The sequence below is a fragment of the Brevibacterium renqingii genome, assembly GCF_017808105.1.
Lineage (GTDB): Bacteria > Actinomycetota > Actinomycetes > Actinomycetales > Brevibacteriaceae > Brevibacterium > Brevibacterium renqingii.
On record NZ_JADBHF010000007.1, the window covers coordinates 1 to 14,984 of the forward strand.

Sequence of the window (14,984 nt, forward strand, 5' to 3'; positions counted from 1 at the left end):
AGGGCTGGGGCGGCAGATCCCAGTGAAGACCAGCATCGACACGCCCTGCCCATACACACATTTTGGCCTATAACCCACACATCGGCCTGTGGCCGCTTCGCGAATGCACGAAGCCCCGGGCTATGTGCCCGGGGCTTCTTCTGTGCGCGATACTGGGATCGAACCAGTGACCTCTTCCGTGTCAGGGAAGCGCGCTACCGCTGCGCCAATCGCGCTCTATTCTGTTGTTGCACCGGAACCGCTTGGTCCCTGTGCGCGATACTGGGATCGAACCAGTGACCTCTTCCGTGTGAAGGAAGCGCGCTACCGCTGCGCCAATCGCGCTGGTTGACCAGCATTCCTGCTGGCCATCCGAGGTGGCGACGGGATTCGAACCCGTGTATACGGCTTTGCAGGCCGCTGCCTCGCCTCTCGGCCACGCCACCGCCAAGGCAGTGCCATGACGCCTCCGAGCGGATGACGGGACTCGAACCCGCGACCCTCACCTTGGCAAGGTGATGCTCTACCAACTGAGCCACATCCGCATTTCGTCTGCTCGGTTTCCCTCGCAACGAGATATAACTCTATACGCAGGTGGCGGCATACGCAAAATCGGAATCGGGTGATCGTGCTCACACCCTTGGATCAAGCTTTCAGGGTCCGCATTCTATAGTGGTTGGGTGAATGCCGATCACCCGCGCGACCGGCCCAAGGGCTGGCTGCCACGCCATCATCGACAAGCTCCCAGACCGTGGCGCAAACTGCGACTGGGATTCCTCCGCTGGCGTCGGACGGTGCTGGCGAACGCTCATACCGCTCGCATCTATCGCAGCGTCGTCGGGGGTCTCGGCACGCTCATCGTGCTCATCGGACTCTCGCTGGTCCCCCTGCCCGGGCCGGGATGGCTCATCGTCATCATCGGCCTGTTCGTCATCTCCAGCGAGTTCCAGTGGGCGCAGCGGCTGCTGCACTTCGTGCGTGTGAATGTCGAGAGATGGACTCAGTGGGTCATGGCTCAGCGCCTGTGGGTGCGGTGGACGATCGCAGCTGTGACCGCGGCATTCGTGGCGCTCATCGTCTGGTGTGCGCTCAAACTCATCGGCCTGCCCGATTGGGTGCCGGATCTGGCCATATTCGAGCTGCTCACACTGCGGTGAGCGCTGCCGGCAGGAGGCCGGCCCTCAGGACGAGAGCGCCGTGAGCCGGGACAGGCAGCGCATGTACTTCTTCCGGTAGCCGCCGGACAGCGAGTCCTCGGTGAAGATCTTGTCCAGTGCGGCGCCGGAGTTGATGATGTGGACGTTGCGATCGTAGAGCCGGTCGACGAGCGCGACGAATCGCAGCGCCACACTCTCGTTCTCGATCGTCGTCACGTTCTCCCACACCGCTGCGTCGATGCCGTCGACCATCCGCCCGTAGCGGGAGGGGTGGACGGTGGACAGGTGGGAGAGCAGTGTGGCGAAGTCATCGCGGGCGACGACTCCGTCGAGTTCGTCCGCGGCCGCGTTCAGCTCAGCTTCGTCCAGCGGCTTGGCCGGGGAGCTCAGGGCCCGGTGACGATAGTCCTGCCCGTCGATCCGGTAGACCTCGAACTGATCGGCCAGGGCCTGGATCTCCCGCAGGAAGTCCTGCGCGGCGAACCGCCCCTCCCCCAGCGAACCGGGAAGGGTGTTCGACGTGGCGATGATCTTCACCCCGGCGTCGGTGAGCTCCCGCATGAGGCGGGACATGAGCACCGTGTCGCCCGGGTCGTCGAGTTCGAACTCGTCGACGCAGACGAGCTTCATCTGCGACAGATCGTCTCTGGCCCGGGCGAAGCCGAGGGCTCCGACGAGATTCGTGTACTCGACGAAGGTGCCGAACGTGGCGGGTTTGGCATTGGCGTGCCAGGCGGAGGCGAGCAGATGGGTCTTGCCCACGCCGTATCCTCCGTCGAGGTAGACTCCCTTGGCACCGGAGCCGCGCTTCGAGAACAGACGACTCAGCAGCCCCGGCGAGTTCGACTGCTCGGTGAACTGGCGCAGCTTGGTGCGCGCCTCCTCCTGGGACGGCTCGGCCGGGTCGGTGCGGTAGCTGTCGAAGGACACGTCCTGAAACTGCGGCGGGGGCACGAGTCCCGCGATGAGCTCTTCGGGGGCAACCTGTGGGGTTCGGTCGCTCAGTGCGACCAGAGTCTGCTCGGCATTCACTCGGCCTAGTCTAAAGCAGGCCCGAGGACCCGGTTCAACCCGGGCAGTCGAGGGTGCCCACCGTCACAGCACTGCTTTCCCGCGGCTCCCGGTCCGTCGGATTCCGGATCGGGTCGACCGAGCCTCCGGGGCGCAGAGACGCCCTCAGCTGAAATCGAAGCCGAGGCGTCCGAGCGCTTTGGGATCCCTCTGCCAGTCCTTGGCGACCTTGACATGGAGGTCGAGGTAGACCTTGGTGCCGAGCAGATTCTCGATCCCGCGTCGGGACTCCGAGCCGATCGCCTTCAGTCGGCCGCCGCCTTTGCCGATGATGATGGCCTTCTGGCTGGGGCGTTCGACGAAGAGGTTGACGTGGACGTTCCACAGCGGGTTGTCCTCGCTGCGCCCCTCCCGCGGATACATCTCCTCGACCTGCACAGCCAAGGAGTGCGGCAGCTCATCGCGCACCCCTTCGAGCGCGGCCTCGCGGACGAGCTCGGCGATCATCGTCTCCTCCGGCTCGTCGGTGAGGTCACCGTCGGGATAGAGCGGGGGCGAGACGGGCAGATGACCGGCCAGCACGGAGTCGACGGTGTCGACCTGGAATCCTTCGGCCGCGGAGACGGGGACCACGTCGGCGAAGTCCGCGAGCTCACCGACGGCCAGCAGCGCCTCGGCGACCTTGTCCTTGGGCATGAGGTCGACCTTCGTCACCAGCGCCACGATCGGGGTCCGACCGTCGAGGAGTGCGAGCTGTGAGGCGATGTACCGGTCGCCCGGACCGATGGGCTCATCGGCAGGCAGGCAGAAGCCGATCACGTCGACCTCGTTGAGCGTCGAGGCCACGAGGTCGTTGAGCCGCGATCCCAGCAGAGTCCGCGGCTTGTGCAGCCCCGGCGTATCGATGAGGATGAGCTGATGGTCCTCACGGTGGACGATGCCGCGGATCGTGTGGCGGGTCGTCTGCGGCTTCGCCGAGGTGATCGCGACCTTCTCCCCCACCAGCGCATTCGTCAGCGTCGACTTGCCGGTGTTCGGCCGTCCCACGAAGCAGGCGAACCCGGCTCGGTAGTCGTCGGGATAGTCCGTGCGAAATTCCATCTCAGTCCTCTTCCTTCGTCCCCGGACGGTCCTTGGTCCCCGTCCGTCCGGTTCCGGTCTGCGCCGCCTCGGCGGCGTCCTGTCCTGTGCGTGTGACCCTGACGTGGGTGATGCGGTGGCGTCGGCCCTGACCTTCCATCGCCTCGATGTGCAGCCCCTCGATGTTCGCGTGCGAACCGTCGATGGGCACTCGGTCGATGAGCTTCGAGAGCAGACCGCCGACGCTGTTGACGTCGTCCTCGTCGATCCTGACGTCGAAGTATTCGGCGAAGTCCGAGATCGACATGCGTGTGCTGATGATGAACGAGCCGTCCTCGGCGGCCACGAGCTCGTCCCCGCCGCTGTCGTATTCGTCTTCGATCTCGCCGACGATCTCCTCGACGATGTCCTCGATGGTCACGAGTCCGGCCGTGCCGCCGTATTCGTCGATGAGGATCGCCAGGTGCGTGGAGTCCAGCTGCATCTGCCGCAGCAGGTCATCGGCCGGCTTCGTCTCGGGAACGAACAGCACGCTGCGGGCCAGGGAGCCGATGGGCCGGTCGGCGTCCTCGGGGTGGAGATGGAGACGTCTGGCCACGTCCTTGAGGTAGGCGACTCCGCGCACATCGTCGAGGTCCTCGCCGCAGACGGGGATGCGGGAGAAGCCGGAGCGGAAGAACAGGGTGATCGCCTTCTGCAGCGGCACCTCGGCGTCGACCGTGATGAGGTCGGTGCGCGGGACCATGACCTCGTTGGCAGCTGTGTCCGAGAGGTTGAAGACCGACTGGATCATCTCGCGTTCGCCGTCTTCGATGACGTCCGATTCGCTCGCTCTCTCCACGAGGTCGCGCAGCTGCTCGGAGGTCACGAAGGGGCCGTCCTTGTACACCTTGTCCGGGGTCAGCAGGTTGCCGAGCACGACGAGGATGCGGGTCAGCGGTTTGAGCACGACGAGGACGATGCGCACGATCCAGCTGAGGTTGAGGCACACGGCCAGTGAGCGGCGTTTGCCGATCGTGCGCGGTGAGACGCCGGCGATGATGAAGACCGCCACCGAGGCGGTCAGCACCGTGAGGAAGACCATGAGCGGTCCCACCGAATAGTACGAGTCATAGGCCAGGGCGATGAAGACCGTGGCCAGCGCCTCGAGGAAGTTGCGGACGAAGATGATGACGTTGATGTTCGTCGGCAGGTCCGCGAGGATCCTCTCCACTCGCACGGCCGCGCGGCTGCCTTCGTCCTTCGCTTCCTCCACCGCGTGATGGGACACGTTCATCAGCGCCGCGTCCACGGCAGAGAGTGTGGCGGCGACGACCAGGCAGAGGGCCGCGCCGAGGAAGAAGGCGAACACGCTCAGACCTCGGTGGGAGTGGGGATGTCGGTGCGGCCGTCGTAGCGAGCGGCGAAGAAGGTGAGCAGAAGATGCCGCTGGAGAGCGAACATCTCCTCCCTCTCAGCCGGCTCGCTGTGGTCGTATCCGAGCAGGTGGAGGAAGCCGTGCACCGTCAGCAGCAGGATCTCGTCCATCGTCGAATGACCGGCCGCCTCGGCCTGGGCGGCGGCCACTTCGGGACAGATGATGATGTCTCCCATCTGGCCTTCGGTCGGGCTGTCCGGCTCTCCGCGGTGGAGTTGGTCCATGGGGAAGGACATGACGTCGGTCGGGCCCTCGAGGTCCATCCATGTGACGTGGAGTTCGGACATGGCGGCGGAGTCGACCATCGTCACGGCCAGCTCAGCCCCCGGATGCATGTGGAGCGCCTGGCCGAGGTATTCGGTCAGGGCGACGACCTCGTCGAGGTCCACCTCGGCGTCGGTCTCATTGAGGATCTCGGTGTTCATTCGGCGTTCCCCCACAGGTCGTAGGCGTCGACGATCTTCGTCACCAGCGAATGCCGGACGACGTCCTTGCTGCCGAGCTCGCAGAACTGCAGGTCGTCGATTCCGGCGAGGATGTCACGGACGACCTTGAGCCCGCTGCGGGTCTTGCCCGGCAGATCGATCTGGGAGACGTCGCCGGTCACGACCATGCGGGATCCGAAGCCGAGCCGGGTGAGGAACATCTTCATCTGCTCGGCCGTCGTGTTCTGCGCCTCGTCGAGGATGATGAAGGCGTCGTTGAGCGTGCGTCCGCGCATATAGGCCAAGGGCGCGACCTCGATCGTGCCGGTCTCGATGAGCAGCGGGATCGATTCCGGGTCGACCATATCGTGCAGCGCATCGTAGAGGGGCCGCACATAGGGGTCGATCTTCTCGTTGAGGGTGCCCGGCAGGTAGCCCAGCGATTCGCCGGCTTCGACCGCGGGACGGGTGAGGATGATCCGCGAGACCTCTTTGTGCTGGAGGGCGTTGATGGCCATCGCCATGGCCAGGTAGGTCTTGCCGGTTCCGGCGGGGCCGATGCCGAAGGTGATCGTGTGGTTGCGGATGGCCTTGACGTAGTCGTGCTGGCCCATCGTCTTCGGGCGGATCGACTTTCCCCGGGTGGACAGGATGTTCGTGCCCAGCACCGTCGAGGCCGCCGCCCCTTCGGAGGAGAACTTCGTGACCCGCTCGATCGTCTCCTCGTTGATCCGGTGACCGGCGGCATGGAGCTTCTTGAGCTCGCCGATCACGCTGACGAACGCCTCGACGCGTCGGGGCTCGCCGGCGGCCTGGACCTGATTGGCCCGCACATGGATGTCGAGGTCGTCGAAGATCCGCTCCAGAGCGCGCAGGTTCGTCTCCCCGGGGCCGAAGAATTCGACGAGGTCGATGGAATCCGGCAGGACGAGGCGGACGGTGTCGGACTCGCCGGGGCTGCCGTCCGCATCGACCGCTTCCGGGTCGGTCGTGTTCACAGGGTTCTCGGGTGGGTAGGTGATGTCCAGAATGTTCCTTTGCGTGGGGGCGCACCGTCGCCGGCGGCGCCTGGTTGTGCTTCCATCCTAGTCCGATGTCTCACCAACGGCCCAATGAATTCTGCACCATGACGAGGCCCGCGGAGCCGGCGGACGAGGAGCGCAGGACGGTCGGGCCCAGCAGCACCGGGGCTGCGCCGATGCCGCTCAGCGCCTCGAGTTCGCCGTCGCTGATGCCGCCTTCGGGACCGACGACGATGACGATGCGTTCGGGGTGGACCGCAGCGCCGGAGTCGGACTCAGTCGATTCGGTCCCGGCAGCGGGCGAATGCTCGGTCTCGGCAGCGGCAGCGCCGCCGGAGCCCCCGAGGTCTCGCAGCGCCTGGGAGAGCCTGCGCTGCGCCGTCTCGTGGAGGACGAAGACCGCATCGGTCTCGCCCAGGCGCTGGATCAGGGAGGTGCCGCGGACCAGTTCGTGCAGTGCGGGGAACCGGGAGCGCCGGGCCTGCAGTGAGGCGGAGCGGAGCAGATGCTCCCATTTCGCGGCCATCTTCTCGCGCTTCTTCGCCGGCCAATCGGCGATTGAGCGTTCGGCGGCCCAGGGAATGACCTCGTCGACGCCGATCTCGGTGGCCGCCTCGATGGCCTGCAGATCACGGTCGCCCTTGGCCAGGGCCTGGACGAGGACGAGCCGGGGTCGGTTCGCCGCTTCCGTGATCACCTCGGCGACGTCGATCTCCATCCCCGTCGCCGAGGCGGCCGTGACGGTGCCGCGGGCGCGCGTGCCCGCTCCGTCGACGATCTCGATCTGCTCCCCGGGGCCGATCCGACGCACCCGCACCGCATGCCCGGCCACGTCCTCACCGACGGCGAGCACCTGACCGGCGACCGCCTCGGCGGCACGGGTGCAGCGGAAGACGGGAAGAGTCACCGACCGGCGAACCTCTCGCGCATGCGGGAGAACACGCCGCGGCTCTCGGTGGTGATCTGGGCTCGCGGGGCCTCTTCTCCGCGCAGCTGCGCGAGCTTCTCGATCAGTTCCCGCTGTTCGTCGTCGAGCTTGTCGGGTGTGAGCACGTCGACGGTGATGAGCAGGTCGCCGCGAGTCTCCGAACGCAGGCGGGTGGCGCCGAGCCCGGCGAGCTTGACGACCGTGCCCGACTGGGTGCCGGCGGCGATGCTGAGGTCCTGGGTGCCGTCGAAGGTGTCGAACGGGATGGTCGCGCCCAGAGTGGCGGCGGTCATCGGCACGGAGACCGAGGCGCGCAGATTGTCTCCGTCGCGCTGGAACACCTCGTGGCGGGTGACCATGACTTCGACGAAGAGGTCTCCGGCCGGTCCGCCGCCCGGTCCGACCTCGCCCTGGCTGCTCAGCTGGATGCGGGTGCCGTCGGAGACGCCGGCGGGGATGCGGATCTTCATCGTCCGCTGCTTGCGCACGCGGCCGTCGCCCTGGCAGTTGAGGCACGGGTTGGGGATGACGGTTCCGAAGCCGTGGCAGGCATTGCAGGTCTGGTTCGTGACCATCTGTCCCAGCAGAGTGCGGGTCATGCGCTGGACGCTGCCGGCACCGTGGCACAGGCTGCAGGTCTCGACAGAGGTCCCCTCCTGCGTACCGGCTCCCGAGCAGGTGTCGCAGACGACCGCGGTGGTCACATCGAGATCGACGTTCCCGCCGAAGGCCGCGGTCTTGAGATCGATGCTGACGCCGACGAGGGCGTCCTTGCCGCGCTGGGTGCGTGGGATCGGGCCGCCGGCCTGACCGCCTCCGCCGCCGAAGAAGGTTTCGAAGATGTCTCCGAAACCGCCGAAGCCGCCTCCGGCCGGGAAGCCCTGTCCGTTCTCTCCCCCGCCCATGTCGTAGTTGCGGCGCTTCTCCGGGTCGGAGAGCACATCGTAGGCCAATGAGATGGCCTTGAACTCGTCTTCGTGGCCGGGGTTGACGTCCGGGTGGTACTTGCGTGCCAGTTTCCGGTACGACGACTTGATCTCAGCCGCAGAAGCGTCCTTGGACACTCCGAGTGTTTCATAGTGATCGGCCACAGAAACTTCTCTCTCCCTGATGGTGTGTGTTCTTCATATTCGTGGTGGTCGGCCGCCGGCTGCCCTGATCGGTGCGGCGGCTCCTCATCCCCTGTCGAGCAGTGAGGACACGTACTTCGCGACGGCTCTGACGGCCGAGATCGTCGTCGGATAGTCCATTCTCGTCGGTCCCAGTACCGCCAGGCGGGCCGAGGAACCTGCGTCATGACCATATTCGGCGGCCACGACGGATGTCGAACTGAACGATTCGTGAGTATTCTCACGACCGATGCGCACGCTGATCTCCTCTTGGTCCTCAGCCATCGACGTCAGCAGCTTGAGCAGCACCACCTGCTCTTCGAAGGCTTCGAGGATCGGCGCCATCTGCTCGCCGAACTCATGCCCGGAGCGGGCGAGATTGGCGGTGCCGGCCATGATGATGCGCTCCTCGCGGGTCGCGGCGACGAGATCGATGACCGCGGCTCTGATCTTCTCCAGTCCGAGCTCGTCCCGATCTTCGGCCTCGGCGGAAACCGACTCGGCGGCGACCGGGGTGTGCCCGGCTCCGGCGGCCTTGCCCATGACATGGGAGAGCTTCTTCCCGGCGAACTCGGCATTGATCCGATCGCGGATGCCGCGCACTCCCTCGTCGTCGAGCAGCTGACCCAGTGTGACGGTCTTCTGTTCGACCTGCCCCGCATCGGTGATGAGGACCACGAGGACCCGGCTCGGTCCGAGGCCGACGATCTCGATGTGCTTGATCCGTGCCAATGACACCGTCGGATACTGGATCAGCGCCACTTGGTGCGTCAGTCCGGAGAGCACCCGCACCGTGCGGTCGAGCATCTCGTCGAGTTCGACGTCGCCGTCGATGAGCTGGAAGATCGCCCTGCGCTCGGCCTGGGTGAGCGGTTTGAACTCATCGATGCGATCGACGAACATCCGGTAGCCGAGATCAGTCGGAATCCGGCCGGCCGAGGTGTGCGGCTGGGCGATGTACCCCTCCTGTTCGAGGTGGGCCATATCGTTGCGGATCGTCGCGGGTGAGACCCCGAGCGTGTGTCGTTGGACGATGGCCTTCGAGCCGACGGGTTCGTTCGTCGCGACGAAGTCCTCGACGATGGCGCGCAGGACCTGCGCCCGTCTGCCGTCGTTCATCGCTGACCTCCCCACACGCTTGGCACTCATTAGCACTGAGTGCCAATTCTACGCCTCTTCGCAGGTGATTTCATTTCACGGGGTGAGGTTGCGCGCTTTCTCATCCCCGCCGGAGGGTCACCGCGCTTCCACCACGGCGGGCCATTATGGTGGGTGCCCGTGAATGCTTTCGATCGCTATGGATCCGACGTCCTCTCCGGCAGCTCCCCGTCCTCACACCGTCCGAAGAAGTCACGCCCGGTCGAGCTCGGGCTCGGGATGGTGCTCGAAGACGCGATGAGCGGGTATGTCGGAGCCGTCATCGGGGCCAAGAAGACCACGGCCGGCATCATCGTCGAGCTCGAGGATCGGCAGGGCAAGGTCCGGGCATTCCCGCTGGGACCGGGGTTCCTGCTCGAGGGGCAGCCGGTCGATCTCCGCCTGCCGGCGAAGAAGAAGCCGACCTCCCCTGCGCGCACGGCCTCGGGTTCGCGAGTCGTCGAAGGAGCCCGAGCACGTGTGGCGCGCGGGTCTCGCATCTGGGTCGAAGGCAAGCACGACGCCGAGCTGGTCGAGAAGATCTGGGGCGACGATCTGCGCATCGAAGGAGTCGTCGTCGAACCCCTCGGCGGACTCGACGACGTCGCCGACAAGCTCGCAGCGTTCGGACCCGACAAGGACCATCGTGTGGGCGTGCTCGCCGATCATCTCGTGAAGGGGACGAAGGAGTCGAAGATCGCCGAGGCGGTCCGGGCCGATCCCCGCTACCGCGACGTCGTCCACATCATCGGACATCCCTATGTCGACATCTGGCAGGCGGTCAAACCGCATGTCGTCGGCATCGATCAGTGGCCGGTCGTTCCCCGCGGTGAGGATTGGAAGACCGGGATCCTGCGTCGGATCGGGTGGCCGCATGCCGATCACCGCGATGTCGCCCGCGGCTGGGTGCGCATCCTCGGGAAGGTGTCGACCATCGCCGATGTCGAACCGACCCTGTCCGGTCGTGTCGAGGAGCTCATCGACTTCGTCACGGTCGGCTGACTCCGCTGTTCGCTCGGCGGCGGCGAAGCCGTCTCGGAAGCCGCATGTTGCAGAATCGGCACAGCATTCGCTCAGCTCGCCCTGCCCCGCGACCGAGGGCTGGGCTAGGGTGAAACGACAGAGGCAGTGAAAGGATCATCATGTCGTTCGACCCCCAGCAGCCGAACAACGGCCGCCCCATGCCGCCGAACTACTCCCAGGCGTCGGGACCTCAGCAGCCGTACACTTCGCAGCCGGGCACCGGCCGGTCCGGGCCGCGCAGCTATGGCTCTGCGCAGCCCGGTTATGGACGTCCGGGCCACGGGCACCCCCAGCCCGGTTACGGACAGCCCGGCTGCGTCGGTCCTCCGCCGGTCGGCAATCCCGCACTGTTCGATTCTCAGATGCTGCCCGAGGCCGCCTATGGTCCTGGTTCCGACCGGTTCTGGATGGTCGGGGAGCAGGAGCGGTCGGCGGCGATGTGGGCTCACCTCGGCACATTGGTCTTCGGGTTCATGCCGCTCGTCATGTTTCTCGTCAAGAAGGACGAGTCGCCGTTCGTCCGCGAGCATTCGCGTCAGGGCCTCAACGCCATGATCTCGAACGCGATCATCAGCTCTGCTGCGGCGTTCGTGCTCGGGATCCTCGGTTTCATCCTGGCCTTGGTGACGTTCGGGCTGGGCATCTTCATCGTCTACGGCGCCGTGATCGTTCCGATCGTCTATGCCGTTCTCTACGTCATCGCCGCCGTCGCGGCGAACCGAGGCGAGGGATACAGGTTTCCGCTCGTCTTCGACTTCGTGAAGTAGTTTTGCTCGTCACACATACCCGTCGCCCGGGACGGTGCATTCGCAGGACGCGATTCGACCAGCCAGCTGGGTTACTGTGGTGTGATCGAAACTCAGAAAGGGTCTCTCATGTCGGACAATCCTCAGCAGCCGTACGGGTCTCAGCAGCAGCCGTATGGCGGCTACGGTCACCCGGGCGCCGCTTCCGCCCACTCCCCCGCGGCCGGTGTCCCCATCGGCGCTGCACTGCCCGATGCCGCCTACGGCCCGCACTCGGTCGGATTCTGGAACGCCGACCAGACGGAGCGCTCGACGGCGATGTGGTCCCATCTGGCACATGCCGCCACCTATGTCGTCGGGCTCGGATGGATCGTCACTCTCATCCTCTTCATCATCAACAAGGACAGGTCGCCGTTCCTGCGCCATCACACAGCGCAGTCGCTCAATCTGCTGATAATCGGCGTCATCGCCGGATTCGCCATCGGCCTCGTCGGGGGAATTCTCACGATCGTCGGCATCGGATTCCTCATCCTGCTGCTGCTTCCCGTCCTCTCGATCTACATGATCGTCATCGAGGTCATCGCCTGCATGGCGGCGAATCGCGGTGAGGGCTACCGAATCCCGCTGACTCCGAACTGGATCAGGTAGACCGGACGTTCCGACCGTCCACACCGATGCGCGACCGCCCCGATCCTCCGGCGAGGGTCGGGGCGGTCGCTTTTCACCGGACGCGATGGACTCAGACGTATTCGGTGAGGATGCGCACCATGTGGTCGGCGAGCAGGCGTCCGTGCAGGGTCGGTCTGAACCAGCCCTCTGCCGCACCGTCGGGGTCGAGCAGCCCCTGCCTGACGAAGGTTCTGATCGCCTTCTCACTGCCTGCGCCGAGGGAGTCCAGGCGCAGCTCGGAATCGATGCGCGCGGCCAGCATGATCCTTTCGATCTCCCGCGTCTGCTCATCGAGGACCTCACGGCCGATCGACGGGGACTGCCCGGCGAGAAGCCGGTCGCTCCATGCCCGCGGGTGCTTCGCGTTCCAGAACCGCACTCCCCCGACGTGGGAGTGCGCACCGGGGCCGTAGCCCCACCAGTCGGCGCCCTGCCAATAGGCCATATTGTGCAGGCACCTGGTCCCCGGACCGGTCGACCAGTTGCTCACCTCGTACCAGTGCAGACCGGCGGCGGTCATCGCGGCATCGGCGATCTCATACTTGTCGGCCAGGTCGTCCTCATCGGGCATCGGCAGCCGGCCGCGGCGAACCATCGCCCCCATCTTCGTCCCGGGTTCGATGATGAGCGAATAGGCCGAGATGTGATCGACTTCGTTGGACAGCGCGACGTCGAGCGAACGGCGCCAGTCCTCGATCGACTCCCCCGGTGTGCCGTAGATGAGATCGAGGCTGAGATCGAGTCCTGCCTCCTTCACCCACCGGGCCACCTCGGGGATCTTCTCCGGATCGTGGGTTCGGTCGAGGGTCGCGAGCACATGCGGAACAGCCGATTGCATGCCCATCGAGATGCGGGTGAACCCGGCACCGGCCAAGGCGGCGATGTACGCGGGATCCAAGGTGTCGGGATTCGCCTCGGTCGTGACCTCGACGTCGGCGGCCAAGCGGAAGCGGGCGCGGATGTCGTCCATCACCCCGGCGAGCACCCCGGCGGCGAGCAGCGTCGGTGTGCCTCCCCCGAAGAAGATCGTCGACACCTCGCGGTCCCCCGCGCCCGCCTCGGCGAGGGTGGACACGGACAGGTCGAGCTCACGAGCGAGATTGGCCCGGTAGTCGTCGCGGGAAGCACCCGGCCCGAGGTCCTCGGCGGTGTAGGTGTTGAAATCGCAGTAGCCGCAGCGGACCCGGCAGTAGGGAACGTGGACGTAGAGGCTCAGCCCGCGATCCGCGGCCCCGACCCCCGCCGAGGCAGGGAGTGAGCCGTCGCGCGGTGGCACCTCTCCGGTCGGTTGTGTGGGCACTTACTTCTTGCTGTCCTTGGTCTCCGGCTCATCGGAGGACAGCGCTGCGATGAAGGCGTCCTGCGGGACTTCGACGGTGCCGACCATCTTCATCCGCTTCTTGCCCTCCTTCTGCTTCTCGAGCAGTTTGCGCTTGCGGCTGATGTCACCGCCGTAGCACTTGGACAGCACGTCCTTGCGGATGGCACGGATGGTCTCGCGGGCGATGATCCGCGAGCCGATTGCCGCCTGGACGGGCACCTCGAACTGCTGGCGCGGGATGAGCTTGCGCAGTTTGCCGGCCATCGCGACGCCGTAGGAGTAGGCGTTGTCGCGGTGGACGATCGCGGAGAACGCATCGACCTGGTCGCCGTGCAGCAGGATGTCGACCTTGACGAGATCGGCCGGGTCCTCCCCGTCATCGGAGTAGTCGAGGGTCGCATAGCCCTTGGTCCGTGACTTGAGCTGGTCGAAGAAGTCGAAGACGATCTCGGCCAGAGGCAGTCGGTACCGGATCTCGACGCGGTCCGAGGACAGGTAGTCCATGCCCTGCAGGCTGCCCCGGCGGGTCTGACACAGCTCCATCACCGCACCGATGTAGTCGCTGGGGGTCAGGATCGTCGCCCGGACCATGGGCTCTCTGACCTCCTTGATCTTTCCGGTGGGGTACTCGCTCGGGTTCGTCACCGTCGTCTCGGTCCCGTCCTCCATGGTCACGTCGTAGATGACGCTCGGCGCGGTGGAGATGAGGTCGAGGTCGTATTCGCGTTCGAGCCGGTCGCGGAGCACCTCGAGGTGGAGCAGGCCGAGGAAGCCGCACCGGAAGCCGAAGCCCAGCGCCGTCGACGTCTCCGGCTCATAGGCCAAGGAGGCGTCGTTGAGTTTGATCTTGTCAAGCGCATCCCGCAGGACCGGGTAGTCCGAGCCGTCGATCGGGAACAGCCCCGAATACACCATCGGCTGGGGCTCCTTGTATCCCTCGAGCGGTTCTGCCGCAGGAGAGGACGCGAGGGTGACGGTGTCGCCGACCTTCGACAGCCGCACATCCTTGACACCGGTGATGAGGTAGCCGACCTCACCGACGCCCAGGCCCTTCGTCGCCTGCGGCTCCGGGGCGGAGACGCCGATCTCGAGCAGTTCGTGGGTGCTGCCGGTCGACATCATCTCGATCTTCTCGCGCGGTCTGAGCGAACCGTCGACGAGGCGGACGTAGGTGACCACGCCGCGGTAGGTGTCGTAGACGGAGTCGAAGATCATCGCCCGGGCCGATGCCTCGGCGTCGCCGACGGGGGCGGGGATGTCGGAGATGATGCGGTCGAGGACCTCCTCGACGCCTTCCCCGGTCTTGCCCGATACGAGCAGGCAGTCCTCGGGTTCGCAGCCGATGAGGTTCGCCAGCTCTTCGGCGTACTTCTCCGGCTGCGCGGCCGGCAGGTCGATCTTGTTGAGCACGGGGATGATCGCGAGATCGTTCTCCATGGCCAGGTACAGATTCGCCAGAGTCTGCGCCTCGATGCCCTGCGCCGAGTCGACGAGCAGCAGCGCGCCCTCACAGGCGGCCAGGGAGCGCGAGACCTCGTAGCTGAAGTCGACGTGCCCGGGGGTGTCGATCATGTTGAGCGCATACGGCGTGTCCTCGTATTCCCAGGGCATGCGCACCGCCTGGGATTTGATCGTGATGCCGCGCTCGCGCTCGATGTCCATCCGGTCGAGGTACTGGGCGCGCATATCGCGCTTCTCGACGACACCGGTCATCTGGAGCATCCGGTCGGCCAGGGTCGACTTGCCATGGTCGATATGAGCGATGATGCAGAAATTGCGGATCAGCTCGGGTGAGGTGGCGGACGGTGAAATCCGCTTGAAAGCTTCCTTATTCACCTGAGGTGACATGAACGCCCTTCCTTTGACAGATCAGATCTCCTGACAGACCAGAACTCCCATTCTTCCATGACTTGCATGCGGACCTGGAATCCGCGTCGATCGCTTCGCACCCAGCACGCGA

14 protein-coding genes and 4 tRNA genes are annotated in these 14,984 nt (G+C 65.7%); 4 read left to right on the forward strand and 14 right to left on the reverse strand.

Features of this window, described 5'->3' with window-relative positions:
- Nucleotides 1-143: 143 nt before the first annotated feature.
- The 4 genes from IHE57_RS08435 to IHE57_RS08450 all read right to left on the reverse strand — a co-directional run bounded on the left by IHE57_RS08435 (nucleotide 144) and on the right by IHE57_RS08450 (nucleotide 524).
- Nucleotides 144-215, reverse strand: a tRNA-Val gene (locus IHE57_RS08435).
- Nucleotides 216-252: 37 nt separating this feature from the next.
- Nucleotides 253-324 (reverse strand) — tRNA-Val (locus tag IHE57_RS08440).
- Nucleotides 325-354: 30 nt separating this feature from the next.
- Nucleotides 355-425, reverse strand: a tRNA-Cys gene (locus tag IHE57_RS08445).
- A gap of 26 nt (nucleotides 426-451) precedes the next feature.
- A tRNA-Gly gene (locus IHE57_RS08450) sits at nucleotides 452-524 on the reverse strand.
- A 135-nt stretch (nucleotides 525-659) separates the two neighbouring features.
- Here IHE57_RS08450 and IHE57_RS08455 point away from each other — a divergent pair.
- Nucleotides 660-1,136, forward strand: coding sequence for a TIGR02611 family protein (locus IHE57_RS08455; protein WP_343071847.1), 477 nt, complete (start codon nucleotides 660-662; stop codon nucleotides 1,134-1,136).
- A 24-nt stretch (nucleotides 1,137-1,160) separates the two neighbouring features.
- Here the strand turns inward: IHE57_RS08455 and zapE are convergent, their stop codons facing one another.
- The 8 genes from zapE to hrcA form a co-directional block, all read right to left on the reverse strand.
- A complete protein-coding gene (gene zapE, locus IHE57_RS08460) occupies nucleotides 1,161-2,168 on the reverse strand; it encodes a cell division protein ZapE (protein ID WP_209372399.1) in 1,008 nt (335 codons plus the stop codon).
- A 144-nt stretch (nucleotides 2,169-2,312) separates the two neighbouring features.
- Entirely contained in the window at nucleotides 2,313-3,248 is a 936-nt protein-coding gene (era, locus tag IHE57_RS08465) for a GTPase Era (protein ID WP_209372401.1), read from the reverse strand.
- A 1-nt stretch (nucleotide 3,249) separates the two neighbouring features.
- Nucleotides 3,250-4,578, reverse strand: coding sequence for a hemolysin family protein (locus IHE57_RS08470; RefSeq protein WP_209324776.1), 1,329 nt, complete (start codon nucleotides 4,576-4,578; stop codon nucleotides 3,250-3,252).
- A gap of 2 nt (nucleotides 4,579-4,580) precedes the next feature.
- Nucleotides 4,581-5,069, reverse strand: a complete 489-nt coding sequence (gene ybeY, locus IHE57_RS08475; RefSeq protein ID WP_209324775.1) for an rRNA maturation RNase YbeY — start codon at nucleotides 5,067-5,069, stop codon at nucleotides 4,581-4,583.
- Nucleotides 5,066-6,067, reverse strand: coding sequence for a PhoH family protein (locus IHE57_RS08480; protein ID WP_209372408.1), 1,002 nt, complete (start codon nucleotides 6,065-6,067; stop codon nucleotides 5,066-5,068). The genes ybeY and IHE57_RS08480 overlap by 4 nt, the downstream gene beginning before the upstream one ends.
- A gap of 100 nt (nucleotides 6,068-6,167) precedes the next feature.
- Entirely contained in the window at nucleotides 6,168-6,998 is an 831-nt protein-coding gene (locus tag IHE57_RS08485; RefSeq protein WP_209372410.1) for a 16S rRNA (uracil(1498)-N(3))-methyltransferase, read from the reverse strand.
- On the reverse strand, nucleotides 6,995-8,110 hold the full coding sequence (dnaJ, locus tag IHE57_RS08490) for a molecular chaperone DnaJ (RefSeq protein ID WP_209324773.1): 1,116 nt from the start codon (nucleotides 8,108-8,110) through the stop codon (nucleotides 6,995-6,997). The genes IHE57_RS08485 and dnaJ overlap by 4 nt, the downstream gene beginning before the upstream one ends.
- A gap of 84 nt (nucleotides 8,111-8,194) precedes the next feature.
- Nucleotides 8,195-9,247 carry a heat-inducible transcriptional repressor HrcA gene (hrcA, locus tag IHE57_RS08495; protein ID WP_209324772.1) on the reverse strand — a complete coding sequence of 351 codons (1,053 nt, stop codon included), beginning with the start codon at nucleotides 9,245-9,247 and terminating at the stop codon, nucleotides 8,195-8,197.
- Between the two features lie 153 nt (nucleotides 9,248-9,400).
- Here hrcA and IHE57_RS08500 point away from each other — a divergent pair, with 153 nt between their 5' ends.
- The 3 genes from IHE57_RS08500 (at nucleotide 9,401) to IHE57_RS08510 (ending at nucleotide 11,682) form a co-directional block, all read left to right on the forward strand.
- Nucleotides 9,401-10,267: a DUF3097 domain-containing protein gene (locus tag IHE57_RS08500; RefSeq protein ID WP_209372412.1), complete on the forward strand. Its 867-nt coding sequence runs from the start codon at nucleotides 9,401-9,403 to the stop codon at nucleotides 10,265-10,267.
- Nucleotides 10,268-10,407: 140 nt separating this feature from the next.
- Nucleotides 10,408-11,055 carry a DUF4870 domain-containing protein gene (locus tag IHE57_RS08505; protein ID WP_209372414.1) on the forward strand — a complete coding sequence of 216 codons (648 nt, stop codon included), beginning with the start codon at nucleotides 10,408-10,410 and terminating at the stop codon, nucleotides 11,053-11,055.
- Nucleotides 11,056-11,163: 108 nt separating this feature from the next.
- Nucleotides 11,164-11,682: a DUF4870 domain-containing protein gene (locus IHE57_RS08510; protein ID WP_209324769.1), complete on the forward strand. Its 519-nt coding sequence runs from the start codon at nucleotides 11,164-11,166 to the stop codon at nucleotides 11,680-11,682.
- A gap of 91 nt (nucleotides 11,683-11,773) precedes the next feature.
- On the opposite strand, the gene hemW is transcribed toward IHE57_RS08510, so the two are convergent.
- Both hemW and lepA read right to left on the reverse strand, forming a co-directional pair.
- Complete coding sequence (gene hemW, locus IHE57_RS08515) at nucleotides 11,774-13,003, reverse strand: radical SAM family heme chaperone HemW (RefSeq protein ID WP_209372416.1); 1,230 nt, start codon at nucleotides 13,001-13,003, stop codon at nucleotides 11,774-11,776.
- A complete protein-coding gene (gene lepA / locus IHE57_RS08520) occupies nucleotides 13,004-14,872 on the reverse strand; it encodes a translation elongation factor 4 (protein WP_253720082.1) in 1,869 nt (622 codons plus the stop codon). It lies immediately after the preceding gene.
- Between the last annotated feature and the right edge of the window lie 112 nt (nucleotides 14,873-14,984).